This is a genomic window from Micromonospora sediminimaris, from assembly GCF_016863575.1.
GTDB classification, from domain to species: domain Bacteria; phylum Actinomycetota; class Actinomycetes; order Mycobacteriales; family Micromonosporaceae; genus Micromonospora; species Micromonospora sediminimaris.
In genome coordinates this window covers 69268-85393 of the sequence record NZ_BOPD01000016.1, presented here as the reverse complement: position 1 = coordinate 85393, position 16126 = coordinate 69268, and the positions used below count along the sequence as shown (strand labels likewise).

Here is a 16126-nt window from a genome sequence, read left to right as displayed (position 1 = left end):
TTCACGTTCGCCCTACCGTCGAGCCATGCTCACGTTCGTCATCACCAGCCTCCTGTACGTCTGCGGGTTCGTCTTCCTCTACGGAGTGATCCGACTCGCGGTGCGGCACGCGATGGAGGACATCGAGGTGCGCCGCGTACAGGCCGCGCGGGCAGAGGAGATGGCCGCCTCCCGGGACCGGGCGATGCTGGAGCGGCACGGCTTCCTGACCAACGAGGGCTGACCGTGGGATGCTGGTCCCGGCTCCAGCCTGGTGTCGGCCCGCGCGCCGGTCCGGAAGCTGGTCCCGGTCCGCGTCTCAGGCTCCGGATGCGACCATCGAACACGTGATGGGAACGCTGAAGACCGAGCCCGCTCGCAACCGTACCGACCTGTTGGCCGCGCCGGTCGCCGCCGCGCTCGCGCAGTGGCCGGCCGACTCGTCGGTGGACGTCGACGCGGTGCAGGTCGCACCGATCGATGCCGAGCTCGCCGACACCGCGGCGTTCTGCGCGGCGTACGACGTCGGGCTCGACGAGTCGGCCAACTGCGTGGTCGTGGCCGGAAAGCGCGAGGGGGTGACCCGGTACGCCGCCTGCCTGGTGCTCGCCACCACCCGCGCGGACGTGAACGGGGTGGCCCGCCGGGCGCTGGACGTACGGAAGGCGAGTTTCGCGCCGATGGACGACGCGGTGGAGTTGACCGGCATGGAGTACGGCGGGATCACGCCGATCGGGTTGCCGTTGCAGTGGCCGATCCTGGTCGACACGCGGGTGGTGGCCATGCCGTACGTGGTGATCGGGTCGGGCGTACGGCACAGCAAGATCGCGCTGCCGGGCGCGGCGCTGGCCGCGTTGCCCGGTGCACGGGTGGTGGAAGACCTGGCCAGGCCCGTCTGACTGTCGACTGGCGTCGATGTCGTTGCACGTGAAACATCAACGACGTCGATGCCGTCAGTGCGCGGCGGCCTCGCGCTGCTCCACCTCGGCGAGGGCGGCGAGCAGGGTGGCTGGTTCCTGCGCCCCGGTGACCCCGTACCTGCCGGCGAGCACGAAGGTGGGCACGCTTGTCACCCCGAGCTGCCGAGCGGCGGCAAGCTCGGCCTTCAGCTCGGCCACGCCCTCCTCGGAGTCGAGGAAGTGGCGGGCGTCGTCGCCGTCCAGCCCGACGGTGGCGGCCACCCCGGCCAGCGCCTCCCGGGAGCCGAGGTCGACGCCGTCGACGAAGTGGGCCCGGTGCAGGGCCTCGACCATCTCCCCGTCGCGGTCCTGTCGGCCGGCCCAATTGGTCAGCCGGTGCGCGTCGAAGGTGTTGGCCGCGATCGCCCGGTCGTAGCGCAGCTCCAGGCCCACGCTCGCGCCCACCTCGACGACCCGGGCGACCATCTGCCGGGCCTGCTCGTGGCCACCGAACTTCTCAGCCAGCGCGTCGAGAATCGGGCGCGGGGACGGAACCGGTGACGGGTCCAGCTGGAAGGGCCGGTGCCGGACGGTCACCTTGCCGTCGTACGACGCGAGCGCCTGCGCCAGTCGGCGGCGGCCGATCCAGCACCAGGGGCAGACCACGTCGGCGTAGATGTCGATCTCCATGACCGGAGACAACCCGCTGGCCGGCAGGTCTGTTCCCGACTGCCGCCCAGGTCACGGTGAGTCCGGGTGGCCCCTCCGCCGGTGTCGGCGGCAGCGGGACCGCGCCCAGGTCACGCCGTCCGTTCGCGGACCTGCCGCTTGAGTCGGGCGAGGATGGCGGTGCCGCCGCGTACCCGCAGCGGGCTGATCGCCTGCGCCAGGCCCATCCGCTGGTAAAGGTCGTCCGGGACGGCGAGAACCTGTTCCGGGGTGGCGCCGGCCAGCCCTTCGGCGAGAATGCCGGCGAACGCCCGGGTGGTGGGTGACTCCGGCGGGCAGTCGAACAGGGTGTCGACGGTGCCCTCGGGCGTCACCTCGGCGCGCAGGAAGAACGGGGTCTGGCACTCCACGACCTGCTCCATGCCCTCGTGGCCGGGGTGCCCGGCGGGCAGCGGCGGCACGGCGTCGGAGTACTCCAGAAGCATCTCCAGCACCAGGTCACGCGGTGCCCCGGCGAACTCGTCGACGATCTCGGCCAGCTTGCTCGGCATCTCGGGCATCCCGCCAGGCTACCGCCGCCGCCCGGCCGTCCTCCCTCACACCGTGGGCGACTGCTCGCTGATCTCGCTGAGCGCCGAGGTGGGGTCGAGCTGCATGGCGAGGTCGCCGAGGGAGACGATGCCTACCAGCTTGCGCTCGTTGTCGCAGACGAGGACGCGCCGGATGCCGCGCTCACGCATCAGCGACGCGGCCTCACCCGCGGTGCAGAACTGCTCGATCATCACGACCTCGCGGGTGACTATCGAACCGATGGTGGTGGTGTTGGCGTTGGCGTTCTCCGCCACCGCGCGCACCACGATGTCACGGTCGGTCAGGATGCCGGCCAGGTTCGCGCCGTCGGTGACGACGACGTCGCCGATGTCGGCCTCCTTCATCACCCTGGCCGCCTCGTCGAGGGTGGTCTCCGCCGGCAGGTAGATGACCTGCTTGGTCATCACGTCAGCGACCCGGTAACCGGTCATGAGAGCCCCTCCAGAGCAAGTTGAGCCGATCAGGATGCGGTACCCCGTCACCTGACGGCTACACCAGGTTTCCGTCTACCCGTTCAACAGTTTCTCCAGCAGGTCCGCCACGGGTAGCTCGGTGCGCTCCCCGGTCGCCCGGTCGCGCAGCTCGACGTACCCGTCGGTCAGGCGGCGTCCGACCACGACGGTGTGCGGAATGCCGATCAGCTCGGCGTCGGTGAACTTCACCCCGGCGGAGACGGCGGTCCGGTCATCGACAAGCACCCGCAGGCCCGCGTCGGCGAGTCGGGCGCCGAGGTCGAGCGCCGCGTCGAGCTGCGGGCCCTTGCCGGCCGCCACCAGGTGTACGTCGCACGGCGCGACAGACGTCGGCCACACCAGTCCCCGACCGTCGTGGTGCTGCTCCGCGATCGCCGCCACCGCCCGGGACACCCCGATGCCGTAACAGCCCATGGTGGGCCGGACCGGCTTGCCCTGCGGACCGAGCACGTCCACCGCGAAGGCCTCGGTGTAGCGGCGACCCAGTTGGAAGATGTGCCCGACCTCGATGCCCCGACGCATGGTCAACCGGCCGGTGGCACAGGCCGGACAGGGGTCACCGGGGCGTACCTCGGCGGCCTCGACCGTGCCCTCGGGGGTGAAGTCCCGACCGCACACCACGTTTGTGGCGTGCCGGCCCGGCTCGTTGGCCCCGGTCAGCCAGGCGGTACCCGGCACCACCCGGGGGTCGACCAGGTAGCGGACGCCGAGCTTGTCGAAGACCTGCGGCCCGAGGTACCCCCGCACCAGTTCGGGATGCTCGTCCCAGGCGTCGAAGATGTCCACGGTGGCCGGTGCCAGCGCGGCGGCCAGCCGTTTCAGGTCGACCTCGCGGTCGCCGGGCAACCCCACCACCAGCAACTCCGGCGCTTCGGCACCCGGCCGGCGTACCGTCAGCACCACGTTCTTCAGGGTGTCGGCGGCCGACCAGTTGTCCCGGCCGGCCAGCCTGCGGTCGTTGGCGAGCGCGACCAGGCTGGCGATTGTCGGCGTCTCGGGGGTGTCGTGCACCTCGATCGCCGGCTGCGCCTGCGGGTCGCCGGCCACCGGGGCGGGCGTGGTCACCGCCTCGGTGTTCGCCGCGAAGTGACAGTCGGTGCAGCCCACATAGGTGTCTTCGCCGACCGGCGTGGCGGCGAGGAACTCCTCGGACGCGGAGCCACCCATCGCGCCCGACATCGCGTGCACCACCGTGTAGTCGAGGCCGAGCCGGTCGAAGATCCGCTGGTACGCCGCGCGGTGCCGGCCGTACGCGGCCCGCAGACCCGCGTCGTCCAGGTCGAAGGAGTACGCGTCCTTCATCAGGAACTCGCGCCCGCGCAGCAGACCGGCGCGGGGGCGGGCCTCGTCGCGATACTTGGTCTGGATCTGGAACAGCGTCACCGGCAGATCGCGGTACGAGGTGAACAGCTCCTTGACCAGCAGCGCGGCCAACTCCTCGTGGGTCGGTGCCAGCAGGTGCTCGGCACCCCGCCGATCGGCCAGGGTGAAGATGTCGTCGCCGTACTCGGTCCACCGCCCGCTGGTGCGGTACGGCTCGGCGGGCAGCAGGGCCGGAAAGTGCACCTCCTGGTCGCCGATCGCGGTCATCTCGGCCCGCACGATCTCGGTGACCCGCTCCAGCACCAGCCTGCCCAGCGGCAGCCAGGTGTAGCCGCCCGGTGCCGCCCGCCGGATGTATCCGGCCCGCAGCAGCAGCCGATGGCTCGGCACCTCCGCGTCCGCCGGATCTTCCCGCAGGGTCCGAATAAGCGACGTCGACATCCGCAGCATCACCACCGCACCCTAAAACCCCACCCCCCACCCCACCGACCCATTTCCCCCCCACCCCCGCACCCCCCGCACCCCCCGCACCCCCGCACCCCCCGCCCTCCGCGGAGTTGACCAAGAAGAATGCGTCGGGGATTCGGTGGATCCGCGACCAAAACCTCTTGATCAACCAGGCGGGGCGGGGGCGGGCGCGGGGTGGGGGCGGGGGCGGGGCGGGGTGGGGTGGGTGCAGTGGGGTTAGGTGGGGTTGGGGGTGGTTAGGCCGGCTCGGTGGGCTATTACGGCGAGGGCGGTGCGGTCGCGGGCGTTGAGCTTGGCCAGCAGGCGGCTGACGTACGTGCGGGCGGTCGCCGGGCTGATGAACAGGGCGCGGCCGATCTCGTCGTTCGTCTCACCCAGGCCGACCCGGGCCAGCACGGCACGCTCCCGGTCGGTGAGCACGGACAGTCGAGGGTCGGGCGGCGGCTGTCTCGGCGTGGCGGCGAGCCGTTCCATGACCCGGCGGGCGACAGTGGGCGAGAGCAGGTTCCCGCCGGCTGCGGCCGTGTGCACCGCCCGCCGCAGATCGTCCGAGGGCGTGTCCTTCAGCAGGTAGCCGGCGGCACCGAGGCCGACCGCCTCGATGATGTCCTCGTCGTCGTCGAAGGTGGTGAGGATCAGCACCCGGGTGGCCGCCAGCGTGTCGTCGGCGCGGATCGCCGCGGTGGCGGCCAGGCCGTCCATCACCGGCATCCGGATGTCCATGAGTACGACATCCGGCCGCAACTGGCGGGCCAGGCGCAGACCGGAGCGGCCGTCGGCGGCCTCGCCGACCACGGTGAGCTGCGGGTCGGCAGCCAGCAGGGTACGAATCCCGGCCCGGACGAGATCCTGGTCGTCGACCACCAGCACGCTGGTCACGTCGGCTCCCGCAGGGGCAGCACCGCGCGTACCTCGAATCCCGTCTGCCGGTGCCCGGCGGTGAGTGTGCCGCCGAGACTCTCGGCCCGTTCCCGCATCCCGGCGATGCCGTGCCCGGACCGGACGACCGCTGGCGGCTCGACCCGGCCGTCCGCGGCTTCGGGGTAGGTCGGCGGCCTGGTTGACCCTGCGTCGCGCGTCGGCTCTGTACCGGGGGCCGGATCGGAGCCGGTGTCGCTGACGGTGACGGTGAGCTGATCGTCGTGCTGCTCGGCGCGGATCTGGACGCGGCTGCCGGCGGAGTGCCGGACCACGTTGGTGACCGCCTCCTGCACGATCCGGAACGCCGCCGCCTCCACCGGTGCCGGCAGCGGCGTGTCGACGGCCACCCGCACGTCGACGTCGAACCCGGCCGCCGAGGCGGCCCGGGTGACCGCGTCGAGGTTGGTCAGCGAGACGACCGTGCGCGGCGGGTCGCCGGGTGACCGCAACAGCGTCACCGTCCGTCGTAGGTCGTCCATGCTGCGGCGGGCGGTGGACCGGATCAGCTCCAACGCCGATCGGGCGGCGGTCTCGTCACGACCCAGCGCCTCCCGGGCGACGTCGGCGTGCAGCGCGATCACCGAGGTGGTGTGGCCGAGGGAGTCGTGTAGGTCACGGGCGATGGCCATCCGCTCGTCCCGCAGGCGGGCCTGTGCCTCATGCCGGTACCGGGCCTCGGTCAGTTCGGCGATCCGGCGGGCGTCCGCCTGCGCGGCGCGCCGGGACCGCAGGCTGTCACCGAGGGCGATCGCCGCACCCATCAGCAGTACGTGCCCGGCCAGCTCGTAGCCGACGACGAAGGAGAAATCCTGCCCCTCGGCGAGCCGGAAGACCACCGAGACCACGATCACCAGCACGGCGGCGGCGACCGAGGCGGCGATCCGGCCGTGTTCGGCTGCGGAGAACAGCGCGGCGGCCACCGGCACGGCCAGCCCGATGGCCGGGTAACCGGCGGCGTAGTAGGCGAACAGGCCGAGCACGCTGACGGCCAGCACCACCACCGGGTAGCGCCGCCGGACCAGCATCAGTGCGCCCAGGCCGACCGCCCAGAGGTACGCGACCTGGTCCGGCCCGTGCCGGCCACCCTCGTTCGCGGTGATGACGATCGACACGGTGACGGCGACGCCCGCGCCGAGGAGCAGGTCGGTGACCCAGGGACGTACCTTCCGCTGCGTCGACTGGCCGGCCACGATCTCAGCGTACGGCGAGGTCGGGGCGCTCGGAGTCGTCGGAAGGCGACATCCGGGGTCGCCCGCCGACGTACTCCGGGCGGGTCCGCAGGCGGATGGCGCGGCCACCGAACGTTTCTAGCGTTGCCGGCATGACCATGTCACCTCGCCCGGCTCTCGGGCTTCCGTTGCCCGCCCTGCTCGGGTTGGCGCTGCTCGGCCTGCCCCGGGTGGTACTGCACGACCTGGGTCTGGTGCACGAGCGCACCTTCGTCAACCTGCTGCTGGTGGTCGTACCGCCGATCGTGTGGATCACCGTGGCCCTGGCGAAGCGGGTGCCCAACCCGTTTTTGACCCTGCTCGTCGTCGGTCTGCTGTACGGCGTCCTGCTGGCCCTGACCCATCAGCTGCTCTGGCACGTGGCTTTCGACGAGCCGCCGACCCTCGGCGGCAACCTGACCGATCTGGCGCCGGGAGCGCAGGCCGTCATCGTGCGGTTCTTCGCCGCGATCAGCAGCCTCTTCACCGGCGTCATCGTCGGCGTCGTCGCGGGCGTGATCGCCTGGGCCCTCTCCCGCCAGCGTCCCTGAGGCGGATCTTGGTCCAGCAGCGCCCTTCCAGGGGCGTTCCCGGACCAAGATCTGCGGAAGTGGTCTTGGTGACCGACGCGACGTCCTAGGTTCGGTGACGGGGTGGGGTGCCGTTGAGCGGGCGGGGGTGGGGGCGTTGTTTACTGATGTGCGGAAGGTCGAGGCTGGCGTACTCGATGTCGGTTTCGTCGATGCCGGCCCGCCGGACGGGCCGGTGGTGCTCCTGCTGCACGGCTGGCCGTACGACATCCACAGCTTCGCCGAGGTGGTGCCGCTGCTGACCAGCGCCGGCCACCGGGTGCTCCTGCCCTACGCGCGTGGCCACGGCACCACCCGGTTCCGGTCCGCCGATGCGGTACGAAACGGCCAGCCGGCCGCCCTCGCGGTCGACACCGTCGCGTTCCTCGACGCGCTGGAGATCGAGCGGGCGACCCTGGCCGGGTTCGACTGGGGTGCCCGCACCGCCGGCATCGTGGCCGCGCTCTGGCCGGATCGCTGTCGGGGCCTGGTCGCGGTGAGCGGTTACCTGATCGACGGTCAGGCGTCGGGTCGGGTGCCGCTGCCCCCGGCGGCCGAGCACGCCTGGTGGTACCAGTACTACTTCGCCACCGAACGCGGCCGGGAGGGGTACGCGCGGAACACCCGCGACTTCGCCAAGCTGATCTGGCAGACCGCCTCGCCGAGGTGGGACTTTGACGACGCCACCTTCGACCGCAGCGCGGCGGCGCTCGACAACCCGGACCACGTCGACGTCGTCATCCACAACTACAGGTGGCGGCTGGGCCTCGCCGACGGCGAGCCGCAGTACGCAGACCTGGAGGAACGGCTGGCCGGCAAACCGCCGGTCACCGTGCCGACGATCAGTCTGGAAGGGGACGCCAACGGCGCACCCCACCCACAACCCCAGGTGTACGCGAAGCAGTTCACCGGCCCGTACGAGCACCGCACGATCGCCGGTGGCGTGGGGCACAACCTGCCGCAGGAGGCGCCGCAGGCTTTCGCCGACGCGGTGCTGGCGGTCGCCTCCCGCTGAACCGGGCGTCAGCCGCGCTTGGCGTGGGCGACGAAGCGACGCCAGGCGGTCGGGTCGAAGGTGAGCACCGGGCCGGTGGCGTCCTTGCTGTCGCGTACGCCGACCACGCCGGGCAGGTTGTCGGCCACCTCGACACACTCGCTGGTGCCGCTACGGGTGGACTTGCGCCAGGTCGCGCCGGTCAGATGGTGGACCACGACTCCATCACTTCCTTCATCAGCAGCTCAGACTGTCCCTTGGGGAGAGCGACGCTGCGGATTCCCTCCCACCTCGCGTGGGGTGGTAGCAGCGCAACTGCTGGGCGACGCGCTCGGCGTCCAGCCATTGGCGCAGGAAGTGTGGCTGGCCGTGCAGCTCGGCGATGCGCAGCAGCCCCAGCAGCAGGCCGTCGCTGTTCAGCACCTCGTCGGCCCGCTTGAGGAAGAGCCGGTCGAACGGACGCTGCCCCAGCTCGATCGCCCTGCCCCCGGCCGCTGCCGCATGGCCTGACACCGACCGGGTTCGGGGCCGACCGACTGAGGTCGGCGGGCCAGGGACCGGCCGGCGGCCCGTTGACCGCGACCCTGTTCAGCCCGAGCGCGCCAGCCGGAAGCCCACGTCGTCGACGGTGAAGGTCGGGTGGCTGCGGCGGCGTACCGAGGCGCGACAACTCCAGTGCTCGTCGAACCATCCGCCGCCACGGAGCACCCGGTAGCTGCCGTAGACCTGCGCGTCGTAGACGTCCCAGCACCAGTCCCACACGTTGCCCAACATGTCGTACAGGCCCCAGGCGTTGGGTTGTCGGCCGCCGACCTCGTGGACGTGTCCGCCGGAGTTGTCGCGGTACCAGGCGATGTCGTCGAGTGGCCCGTACCGGGGGCCGGTCGTGCCGGCCCGGCAGGCGTACTCCCACTCGGCCTCGGTCGGCAGCCGGTAGCCGTCGGCGGCGACGTCCCAGTCGACGTGCTCGCCGTCGACCCGGTACGCCGGCCGCAGCCCTTCCTGCGCCGAGCGCGCGTTGCAGAACCGGATCGCGTCCCACCAGGAGACGCTCTCGACCGGCCGACGGTCACCGGTGGAGGCGCTCGGACGCTCGCCGGTGACCTGCGCGTACTCGGCCTGGGTGACCGGAAAGGTGGCGAGTCGGTACGCCTCGACCTCAACCGACCACCGGCGCTCGGTCCGTCGATCGGTCAGCTGCACCCGCCCGGCGGAGATGGAGACCATCACCCGTGAAGTGTCGATGACGTCCGCCACGTTCCCCCGCACGGGGCACCACCACGAGGGTGGCCGATGCAAAACTTCCGGTGGTAGGCAGGAGTTCCTTCCTACTCGCACGTCGGAGGAGTGAGCAGGTGCGCTGGCGCAGTTACGTCGCGGTCGGGGACAGCTTCACCGAGGGCCTGGACGACGCCTACCCGGACGGCAGTTTCCGGGGCTGGGCGGATCTGGTGGCCACCCGGCTCGCCGCCGAGGCGGGCCCTGACTTCGCGTACGCCAACCTGGCCATCCGGGGGCGGACCTTCCCGGGCGTGGTGGCCGAGCAGGTGCCGGCGGCGCTGGCGATGAAGCCCGACCTGATCAGCTTCGCGGCGGGCGGCAACGACGTGCTGCGGCGCAGCTTCGACCCGGACACCCTGGTCTCCCGCTTCGACGAGGTGGTCGGCCGGCTGCGCAGCCGCGGCGCGGACGTACTGCTGTTCCGGTTCGCCGACGTGATGGCGCGGCTGCCCGGCCAACGGCTGATCGCACCCCGGGTCGCTCTGCTCAACCGTGCGGTCGGGGAGACCGCCGAGCGGCACGGCGCCATCCTGGTCGACCTGTACGCCGACGACACGTACCTGAACCCGATGCTCTGGAGCACCGACCGGCTGCACCTGTCTCCGGCCGGGCACCGCCGCGTGGCCGGCCAGGTGCTGACCGCCCTCGGTGTCGGCTGCGACGAGGAGTGGCTGCTGGTTCCGCCGAACCCGGAGCCCACCCCCTGGTTGTCCGCCCGCACCGCCGACCTCCGCTGGGCCGGTCAACACCTGGCCCCCTGGCTCAAGCGCCGCCTGACCGGCCGCTCCTCCGGCGACACCCGCACCGCCAAACGCCCCACCCTCACCCCCTTCCACCCCCTCCCCCCACCGCGTTGATCAAGAAGTTTTGGTCTGGTTTTCCGCCTGCCTAGACCAAAACTTCTTGATCAACGCGGCCGGGCCGGGGTGGGCCGGGGTGGGCCGGGGTGGGCGCGGCCGGGCCGGGGTGGGCCGGGGTGGGTGGGTGTCAGTGGAGGTGGCGGGTCCAGGTTCTTGTCTGGGTGGGGCCGGTGCCGAGGGTGGTGTCGGTCGGGGTGGTGATGACGATGGTGTCGTCCGGGAGCACCTGCACCGTCGGAGGGTGCTCGCCGCCGGTGAGGCGACGCCGGAGTTCCGGGACGTCGAGATAGCGGTCGTCCGTCCAGTAGCCCACGTTGCCCCACGGGTTGGTCACCGCCAGCAGACCACCGTTCACCGCGGCGGCCGAGTTCGTGTCGGGCGGCAGTTGCGTCCGCTCCTGCCACCGGTCGCCAGCCAACCGCCACACCCGCTTATGGGTCGGGGCGTCGAAACCCTCATTGATGTTGACCAGCCACGCGTCACTGCCGTCGGGTGAGACCAGCAGTCGAGCGGCACCGGCAACGTCCGGCAGCTCCCGCCAGGTCCGGCCGTCGTCGTCGCTTACCGCGACGGTCAGCCAGTCACCGTTTCGGGTCGTCACCCAGATCCGACCGTCGCCGCCGTCGATCAGATCGTTGCTGGCCGCACCGCTGAGGAACATCGGGGGCTGGGTCCGCACTTTCGCCGCGTCGATCCGGGCGAGTTCCAATTCGGCACAGTTCAGTTTGATCAGCGCGCCGCTTCCCGGGCATTGGAGCAGGTACCCGCGCCGGGTGGCCGCAGCGAGCCGGGTGACCTCGGGCGGCGACTCCCGAGGATGCTCGGTGAAGGAGGCACCGCCGTCGGTGGTGACCAGGTAGCCGTCGGGTACGCCCACGGTCAGGTTCCGGCCGTCCAGCGGTAGCAGGTAGTACGGTCCGGCCCACCGGGGGTTGTTCGCCGTGTCCGGCAGCGGCGTCCGCTGCCAGGTCGCGCCCCCATCGGCGGTACGCGCGAGGTCGAGCCGGCAGCCGGTTCGGTCGCTGTCGTCGGGACCGCAGGTGTCGAAGAGGGCCCAGCCGTGCCGGGCGTCGACGAAGCGTAAACCGGCCAACCTGCCGGCGACCCCCACCGGGTTCACCTTCCGCTCGATCACCTGACCGTCCGGGGCCGGTGACGGAGTCGCCGGTGACGGGGTCGGATCGGGTGGGTCACGGTCGGCGTCCCGACCGGCGGTGGCGTACACGCCCGGCCCGGTGAGTAGCAGCGCAACCAGCCCGGCCAGCAGGCCACGGCGGCGACGCCGACGGCGGTTCACCCGGCGTCGGGCGGCGTCCACGCCCGGCGGACGGAAGGTCGGCGCGGCGGTCGCCTCGAACTCGGCGAACAACTGGTCCAGGTTGATCTCACGCACGGCCGGCCTCCTGCCGTTCGGTGAGGTGGCGGGCCAGGGCCGTGCGGGCTCGCGACAGCCAGGACTTGACGGTCCCCTCGGGTACGCCGAGCTGGTCGGAGATCTCCGCGACGGTGAGCTGGGCCAGGTGGTGCAGGACGATCGCCCGGCGTTGGGCGGCGGGCAGGATGGTGAGCGCCTCCAACAGCACCACCCGGTCCGGGTTCGGGCCCGGTACGTGCTCCTCCCGCTGCCGAGCCAGGTACCGGACGGCGGTACGGACCCGACGGAGCCGGCTGGTGGCCAGGTTCCAGGCCACCCGGCGGACGAACGCCGACGGGTCGTCGTACGCGCTGATCCGGTCCCAGCGCTCAAGGGTCCGGCAGAACGCCTCCTGGGTGAGGTCCTGCGCCTCGGCGTGATCGCCGAGGTACGCGTAGAGCTGCACCGCCACCCGCTGGAAGTGCGCCTGGTAGAACTCGGTGAAGTCCACCGGCGGTGGGTCGGCACCTGGTGGCGCTGCGGTCATGGCGGTCCTCGTGTTCGGCGGCAGTCAGGAGTGTCACGCCTGGCGGACCACATCCGCTGCACCCGAATTCCGTTGGCCGGCCGAAGCGCGGCGTACTTTGGGGACCATGTCTGTGCCGAACGATCCCGATCCCCGACTTCAGTCGTACGCGGACCCGCAGCGACTGGTCACCACCGACTGGCTGGCCGAGCATCTGGGCGACGACGGTCTCGTGGTCGTCGAGTCCGACGAGGACGTACTGCTCTATGACAGCGGTCACATCCCGGGTGCCGTCAAGGTCGACTGGCATCTGGAGCTGAACGACCAGGTGACCCGGGACTACCTGGACGCCGAACGGTTCGCCGAACTCTGCGCCGCCAAGGGCATCGGCCGTGACGACACGGTTGTCTTCTACGGCGACAACTTCAACTGGTGGGCCGCGTACGCCCTCTGGGTCTTCACTCTCTTCGGTCACCGGGACGTGCGGCTGCTCGACGGCGGCCGGCAGAAGTGGATTGCCGAGGGGCGGGAGCTGACCCGCGACAAGCCGACCCGGCCTCGGGCCGACTACCCGGTGCCGCAGCGCGACGACGCGCCGGTGCGGGCGTTCCGCGAGGAGGTGTCGGCGCACGTCGACGCCGGCCGGCCGCTTGTCGACGTGCGCTCGCCGGGCGAGTACACCGGCGAGATGCTGCACATGCCGGACTACCCGCAGGAGGGCGCGCTGCGCGGCGGTCACATCCCGGGCGCGGTGAGCAAGCCGTGGAAGTCCGCCGCCAACGACGACGGCACCTTCAAGTCGGCCGACGAGCTGCGTGGCATCTACGCCGACCAGCTCGGCCTGACGCCGGACGACGACGTGATCGCGTACTGCCGGATCGGCGAGCGGTCCAGCCACACCTGGTTCGTCCTCCGGCACCTGCTCGGCTACCCGAAGGTGCGCAACTACGACGGCTCCTGGACCGAGTGGGGCAACCTCGTCCGCGCCCCCGTCGTCAAGGGCCCCAACCCGAAGTGATTTGCTTGTTGATCATGAGGTTGGCGGCAGTAACAGGATCAACCACGCCGCTAACCTCATGATCAACGAGGCGGGGTCGGTAGCGCAGGGGGTCAGCGCGGATCCGGGTCGCGTAGGTAACGCTGGACGGTGGGGGCGAGCCAGGTGATCAGCTCGGCCGGGGAGATGTCGACCATCGGGGGTAGGCGCAGGACGTATCGGGTCAGGGCGACGCCGAGCAGTTGGCTGGCGACCAGTCCGGCGCGCCGTGGGGCCTCGTCGGGGTCGGCGACCACCCGGCCGACCGCCACGCCGAGCTGGGTGGCGAAGATGGCGCGTACCCGCTCCGCCCCGCTCGGGTTGGTGCTCGCCGTGCGCAGCAGTGCCGGCAGCGTCGAGTCGCCCTCCCACCGGGTGAAGAAGTAGCTGACCAGCGCCGTGCCGAGTCGATCGGCCGGCACGCCGCTCAGGTCGGGCAGTCGTAGGTCGAACTCGGCCGCCGTGGCGAACAGGTTCTCCTTGCTGCCGAAGTACCGCATCACCATCGACGGGTCGATCCGCGCGTCCGCGGCGATGGCCCGGATCGTCGCCCGGTCGTACCCGTCGGCGGCGAAGCGGTCGCGGGCGGCCCGCAGGATCGCCGCCCGGGTCACCTCCGAGCTGCGACGTCCGCCGCCGGACGGCGTTTCCGAGCTGCGGCCTTCGCCGTCCGCCGCGGGCTCCCCGCTATGGCGTCCGCCGCCCGACGCCGCCGGCCCCGCGTCGCGCCGACTGCCGCCCGACGCCGCGCTTCGGCGTCCGCCGTCGGCCGGCGACTCCGCGACAGGTTTCGAAGCCCCTCCGGGTACGCCCTCCGTCATGTGACCGACGGTATGCCAACGGCTGTTGACTTCTCAATCCGGGGCGGCCTAACGTTGCCAACAAGTGTTGGCCAACAGTTGTTGGCATACTGCCGAGGAGGTCGCCATGCTGCCCGAACGAAGGGACGTCCTGGTCGTCGGCGCGGGCCCCACCGGGCTCACCGCCGCACTCACCCTGGCCCGCCGAGGGGTCGAGGTGACCGTCGTAGACCAGCGGGAGAAGCCGGCGGTGACCTCGCGGGCCGCGGTCGTGCACGCGTACACCCTGGAGGTGCTCGACCGGATCGGCGCCGGCGGGACGCTTGTGGCCCGAGGGCTGCGGTCGGCCCGGTTCAGCGTCCGTGACCGGGACCGGGTGCTGGTCACCGTGCCGTTCGGCGGGTTGCCCAGCCGGCACCGGTACGCGCTGATGGTCTCCCAGTCGGTGACCGAGGAGGTGCTCACCGATCAGCTGGCCGAGGCCGGTGTACGGGTGCTGCGCCCGTACCGGCTCACCGGCCTGCGCCGCGACGGCGACGGCGCGGTGGCCGACTTCGACGGCACGAGCCTGCGTGCCCGATGGGTGATCGGGGCCGACGGCATCAACAGCACCGTCCGTGAGCTGGCCGGCATCACGTTCACCGGGCCGGCCGGCTCCGAGGAGTCGTTCGTGCTTGCCGACGTACGCGTCGACAGCGGCCTGCCCCGCGACGGCGCGTCGATCTTCCTTGCCCGGGGCGGGCCACTGGTCTGGGCGCCACTGCCCGACGGGCGGGTACGCCTGGTCGCCACCGTCACCGATCCGCCCGCCGAGCCGGACGCGGCCTATCTGCAACGCTTGCTCGACGAGCGTGGTCCGCGGCAACGGCCGGACCAGGTACGCGAGGTGCTCTGGTCCTCGCGCTTCCGACTGCACCGACGGGTCGCCGGGACGTTCCGTTCCGGGCCGGTGCTGCTGGCCGGCGACGCCGGACACGTGCACAGCCCGGCCGGCGGGCAGGGCATGAACCTCGGCATCAGCGATGCCGTCGACCTCGGCGAGACCCTGGCCGACGTGCTCGCCGGAGCCGCCGAGACCCGGCTGGACGAGTACGCGGCCAGACGTCGGCCACTCGCAAACGAGGTGGCCGGATTCGCCGACCGACTGACCCGCCTCGCCACCGTGCCGCCCGCCGCCCGACCGGCCCGGGACCTGCTGCTACGCCTGATCTCGGTGCTGCCGCCGGTGCGGCACCGGATTGCGCTCCGGCTCTCCGGCCTCAACCAACGCCCGACGTGAGTCGACGTTCCCGGCAATCGGACTGGCGGGTAACCACGGCCCCACGCTGTCGACAGTCGGGTCTACGCTGGCCCGGTGACGGTGGAGCAGCAGGCCCGGGGGGCGAACGGCGGGGCCACGGGGGCGGGACGACGCCGATCCCGCAAGGACGAGATTCTTGAGATCGCGGTGGGTCTGTTCGCCTCGCGGGGCTACCACGGTGTGTCGATGGACGACATCGGCGCGGCTGCCGGCGTGACCGGCCCGGCGCTCTACCACCACTTCGCCGGCAAGGAGGCGATGCTGGTCGCCGCGCTGACGCCGGTCAGCGAAGGGCTGCTCGACGGCGGACGGCAGCGCTCCGCCGCCCATCCCGGCGACCCGCGCGCCTCGCTGGAGTCGCTTATCGACTTCCACGTCGACTTCGCGCTCGCCAATCCGGCCGTCATCGCGCTGCATCTGCACGAGCTGGATCGGCTGCCGGAGGAGCCCAGACGGCACATCCGCCGACTCCAACGGCTCTACGTCGAGGAGTGGGTCACCGTGCTGACCGCCCTGCACCCGGGGCTGCCGGACGGTGAGGCGCGGGTGTTGGCACACGCCGCGTTCGGCCTGATGAACTCCACCCCGTTCCTCGGCGGCGAGGTCGACCACCGGCGTCGGTCCGAGCTGCTGCGCGCCGCCACGCTGGCCGCGCTGCTCGCCCCCACCGAGCCCGCCTGACCCGTTCCCGTCCGGCGGTGCTGGGCTGACCGGCCAGGACCGGTGTGCTTCGTCACATCCACGCTGGCCGCCATCGACCGAGGAGCCGACCCCGGTACGCCCGCTTCGCCGTCGCTCGGACACCGCACCAGGGCCCCCTCTGCCGCAGGCGTTGAGAGGGGGCCCTTCCTCGCACCCGGGGCGACATGGTTCCC

21 protein-coding genes are annotated in these 16126 nt (G+C 71.7%); 8 read left to right on the top strand and 13 right to left on the bottom strand.

All coding sequences use genetic code 11. The annotated features are described in order from the left end of the window. Positions 1-25 precede the first annotated feature (25 nt). Together Vse01_RS14305 and Vse01_RS14300 are read left to right on the top strand one after the other, a co-directional pair. Positions 26-223, top strand: coding sequence for a hypothetical protein (locus Vse01_RS14305; protein ID WP_093409275.1), 198 nt, complete (start codon positions 26-28; stop codon positions 221-223). Between the two features lie 106 nt (positions 224-329). Then, entirely contained in the window at positions 330-878 is a 549-nt protein-coding gene (locus Vse01_RS14300; protein WP_093409273.1) for a YbaK/EbsC family protein, read from the top strand. A gap of 54 nt (positions 879-932) precedes the next feature. Here Vse01_RS14300 and Vse01_RS14295 read toward each other — a convergent pair whose 3' ends face one another. The 7 genes from Vse01_RS14295 to Vse01_RS29620 all read right to left on the bottom strand — a co-directional run bounded on the left by Vse01_RS14295 (position 933) and on the right by Vse01_RS29620 (position 6646). Next, positions 933-1568: a DsbA family oxidoreductase gene (locus Vse01_RS14295; RefSeq protein WP_093409270.1), complete on the bottom strand. Its 636-nt coding sequence runs from the start codon at positions 1566-1568 to the stop codon at positions 933-935. Positions 1569-1678: 110 nt separating this feature from the next. Continuing rightward, the gene (locus Vse01_RS14290) at positions 1679-2107 is read right to left on the bottom strand and encodes a SufE family protein (RefSeq protein WP_093409268.1); all 429 of its coding nucleotides are present in this window, start codon (positions 2105-2107) and stop codon (positions 1679-1681) included. Between the two features lie 36 nt (positions 2108-2143). Next, on the bottom strand, positions 2144-2569 hold the full coding sequence (locus Vse01_RS14285) for a CBS domain-containing protein (RefSeq protein WP_093409265.1): 426 nt from the start codon (positions 2567-2569) through the stop codon (positions 2144-2146). A gap of 75 nt (positions 2570-2644) precedes the next feature. Then, positions 2645-4387, bottom strand: coding sequence for a proline--tRNA ligase (locus Vse01_RS14280; RefSeq protein WP_093409453.1), 1743 nt, complete (start codon positions 4385-4387; stop codon positions 2645-2647). Positions 4388-4618: 231 nt separating this feature from the next. After that, positions 4619-5281, bottom strand: a complete 663-nt coding sequence (locus Vse01_RS14275; protein WP_093409263.1) for a response regulator — start codon at positions 5279-5281, stop codon at positions 4619-4621. Continuing rightward, entirely contained in the window at positions 5278-6513 is a 1236-nt protein-coding gene (locus Vse01_RS14270) for a sensor histidine kinase (protein ID WP_093409260.1), read from the bottom strand. Before Vse01_RS14270 ends, Vse01_RS14275 begins: the two co-directional genes overlap by 4 nt. Positions 6514-6517: 4 nt before the next feature. Continuing rightward, a complete protein-coding gene (locus Vse01_RS29620) occupies positions 6518-6646 on the bottom strand; it encodes a hypothetical protein (RefSeq protein ID WP_275415500.1) in 129 nt (42 codons plus the stop codon). On the opposite strand from Vse01_RS29620, the gene Vse01_RS14265 reads away from it, so the two are divergent. Together Vse01_RS14265 and Vse01_RS14260 are read left to right on the top strand one after the other, a co-directional pair. After that, complete coding sequence (locus tag Vse01_RS14265) at positions 6645-7082, top strand: hypothetical protein (protein WP_093409258.1); 438 nt, start codon at positions 6645-6647, stop codon at positions 7080-7082. The two genes, Vse01_RS29620 and Vse01_RS14265, sit on opposite strands and share 2 nt — an antisense overlap. Positions 7083-7218: 136 nt before the next feature. Beyond that, a complete protein-coding gene (locus tag Vse01_RS14260) occupies positions 7219-8115 on the top strand; it encodes an alpha/beta fold hydrolase (RefSeq protein ID WP_275415499.1) in 897 nt (298 codons plus the stop codon). Between the two features lie 8 nt (positions 8116-8123). On the opposite strand, the gene Vse01_RS14255 is transcribed toward Vse01_RS14260, so the two are convergent. From Vse01_RS14255 to Vse01_RS14245, 3 genes are all read right to left on the bottom strand, one after another. Further along, entirely contained in the window at positions 8124-8312 is a 189-nt protein-coding gene (locus Vse01_RS14255; RefSeq protein ID WP_093409253.1) for a DUF397 domain-containing protein, read from the bottom strand. A gap of 19 nt (positions 8313-8331) precedes the next feature. Next, positions 8332-8607 (bottom strand): hypothetical protein, encoded by a 276-nt coding sequence (locus tag Vse01_RS14250; RefSeq protein ID WP_093409251.1) that lies wholly within the window; start codon positions 8605-8607, stop codon positions 8332-8334. A 75-nt stretch (positions 8608-8682) separates the two neighbouring features. Then, positions 8683-9321: a formylglycine-generating enzyme family protein gene (locus Vse01_RS14245; protein ID WP_373870675.1), complete on the bottom strand. Its 639-nt coding sequence runs from the start codon at positions 9319-9321 to the stop codon at positions 8683-8685. A gap of 128 nt (positions 9322-9449) precedes the next feature. Here Vse01_RS14245 and Vse01_RS14240 point away from each other — a divergent pair, with 128 nt between their 5' ends. Beyond that, positions 9450-10232 carry an SGNH/GDSL hydrolase family protein gene (locus Vse01_RS14240; RefSeq protein WP_093409249.1) on the top strand — a complete coding sequence of 261 codons (783 nt, stop codon included), beginning with the start codon at positions 9450-9452 and terminating at the stop codon, positions 10230-10232. A 130-nt stretch (positions 10233-10362) separates the two neighbouring features. On the opposite strand, the gene Vse01_RS14235 is transcribed toward Vse01_RS14240, so the two are convergent. Then, positions 10363-11628: a WD40/YVTN/BNR-like repeat-containing protein gene (locus Vse01_RS14235; protein WP_093409246.1), complete on the bottom strand. Its 1266-nt coding sequence runs from the start codon at positions 11626-11628 to the stop codon at positions 10363-10365. Continuing rightward, the gene (locus Vse01_RS14230; RefSeq protein ID WP_093409244.1) at positions 11621-12136 is read right to left on the bottom strand and encodes a SigE family RNA polymerase sigma factor; all 516 of its coding nucleotides are present in this window, start codon (positions 12134-12136) and stop codon (positions 11621-11623) included. Before Vse01_RS14230 ends, Vse01_RS14235 begins: the two co-directional genes overlap by 8 nt. 106 nt (positions 12137-12242) lie before the next feature. Here Vse01_RS14230 and Vse01_RS14225 point away from each other — a divergent pair, with 106 nt between their 5' ends. Continuing rightward, positions 12243-13133 carry a sulfurtransferase gene (locus tag Vse01_RS14225; protein ID WP_093409242.1) on the top strand — a complete coding sequence of 297 codons (891 nt, stop codon included), beginning with the start codon at positions 12243-12245 and terminating at the stop codon, positions 13131-13133. Between the two features lie 92 nt (positions 13134-13225). Here Vse01_RS14225 and Vse01_RS14220 read toward each other — a convergent pair whose 3' ends face one another. Beyond that, complete coding sequence (locus Vse01_RS14220; RefSeq protein WP_232511402.1) at positions 13226-13765, bottom strand: TetR/AcrR family transcriptional regulator; 540 nt, start codon at positions 13763-13765, stop codon at positions 13226-13228. A 313-nt stretch (positions 13766-14078) separates the two neighbouring features. Between Vse01_RS14220 and Vse01_RS14215 the strand changes: the two genes are divergently transcribed. Continuing rightward, a complete protein-coding gene (locus Vse01_RS14215) occupies positions 14079-15230 on the top strand; it encodes an FAD-dependent oxidoreductase (protein WP_093409237.1) in 1152 nt (383 codons plus the stop codon). Between the two features lie 75 nt (positions 15231-15305). Further along, positions 15306-15932: a TetR/AcrR family transcriptional regulator gene (locus Vse01_RS14210; RefSeq protein WP_093409235.1), complete on the top strand. Its 627-nt coding sequence runs from the start codon at positions 15306-15308 to the stop codon at positions 15930-15932. Positions 15933-16126: the final 194 nt, after the last annotated feature.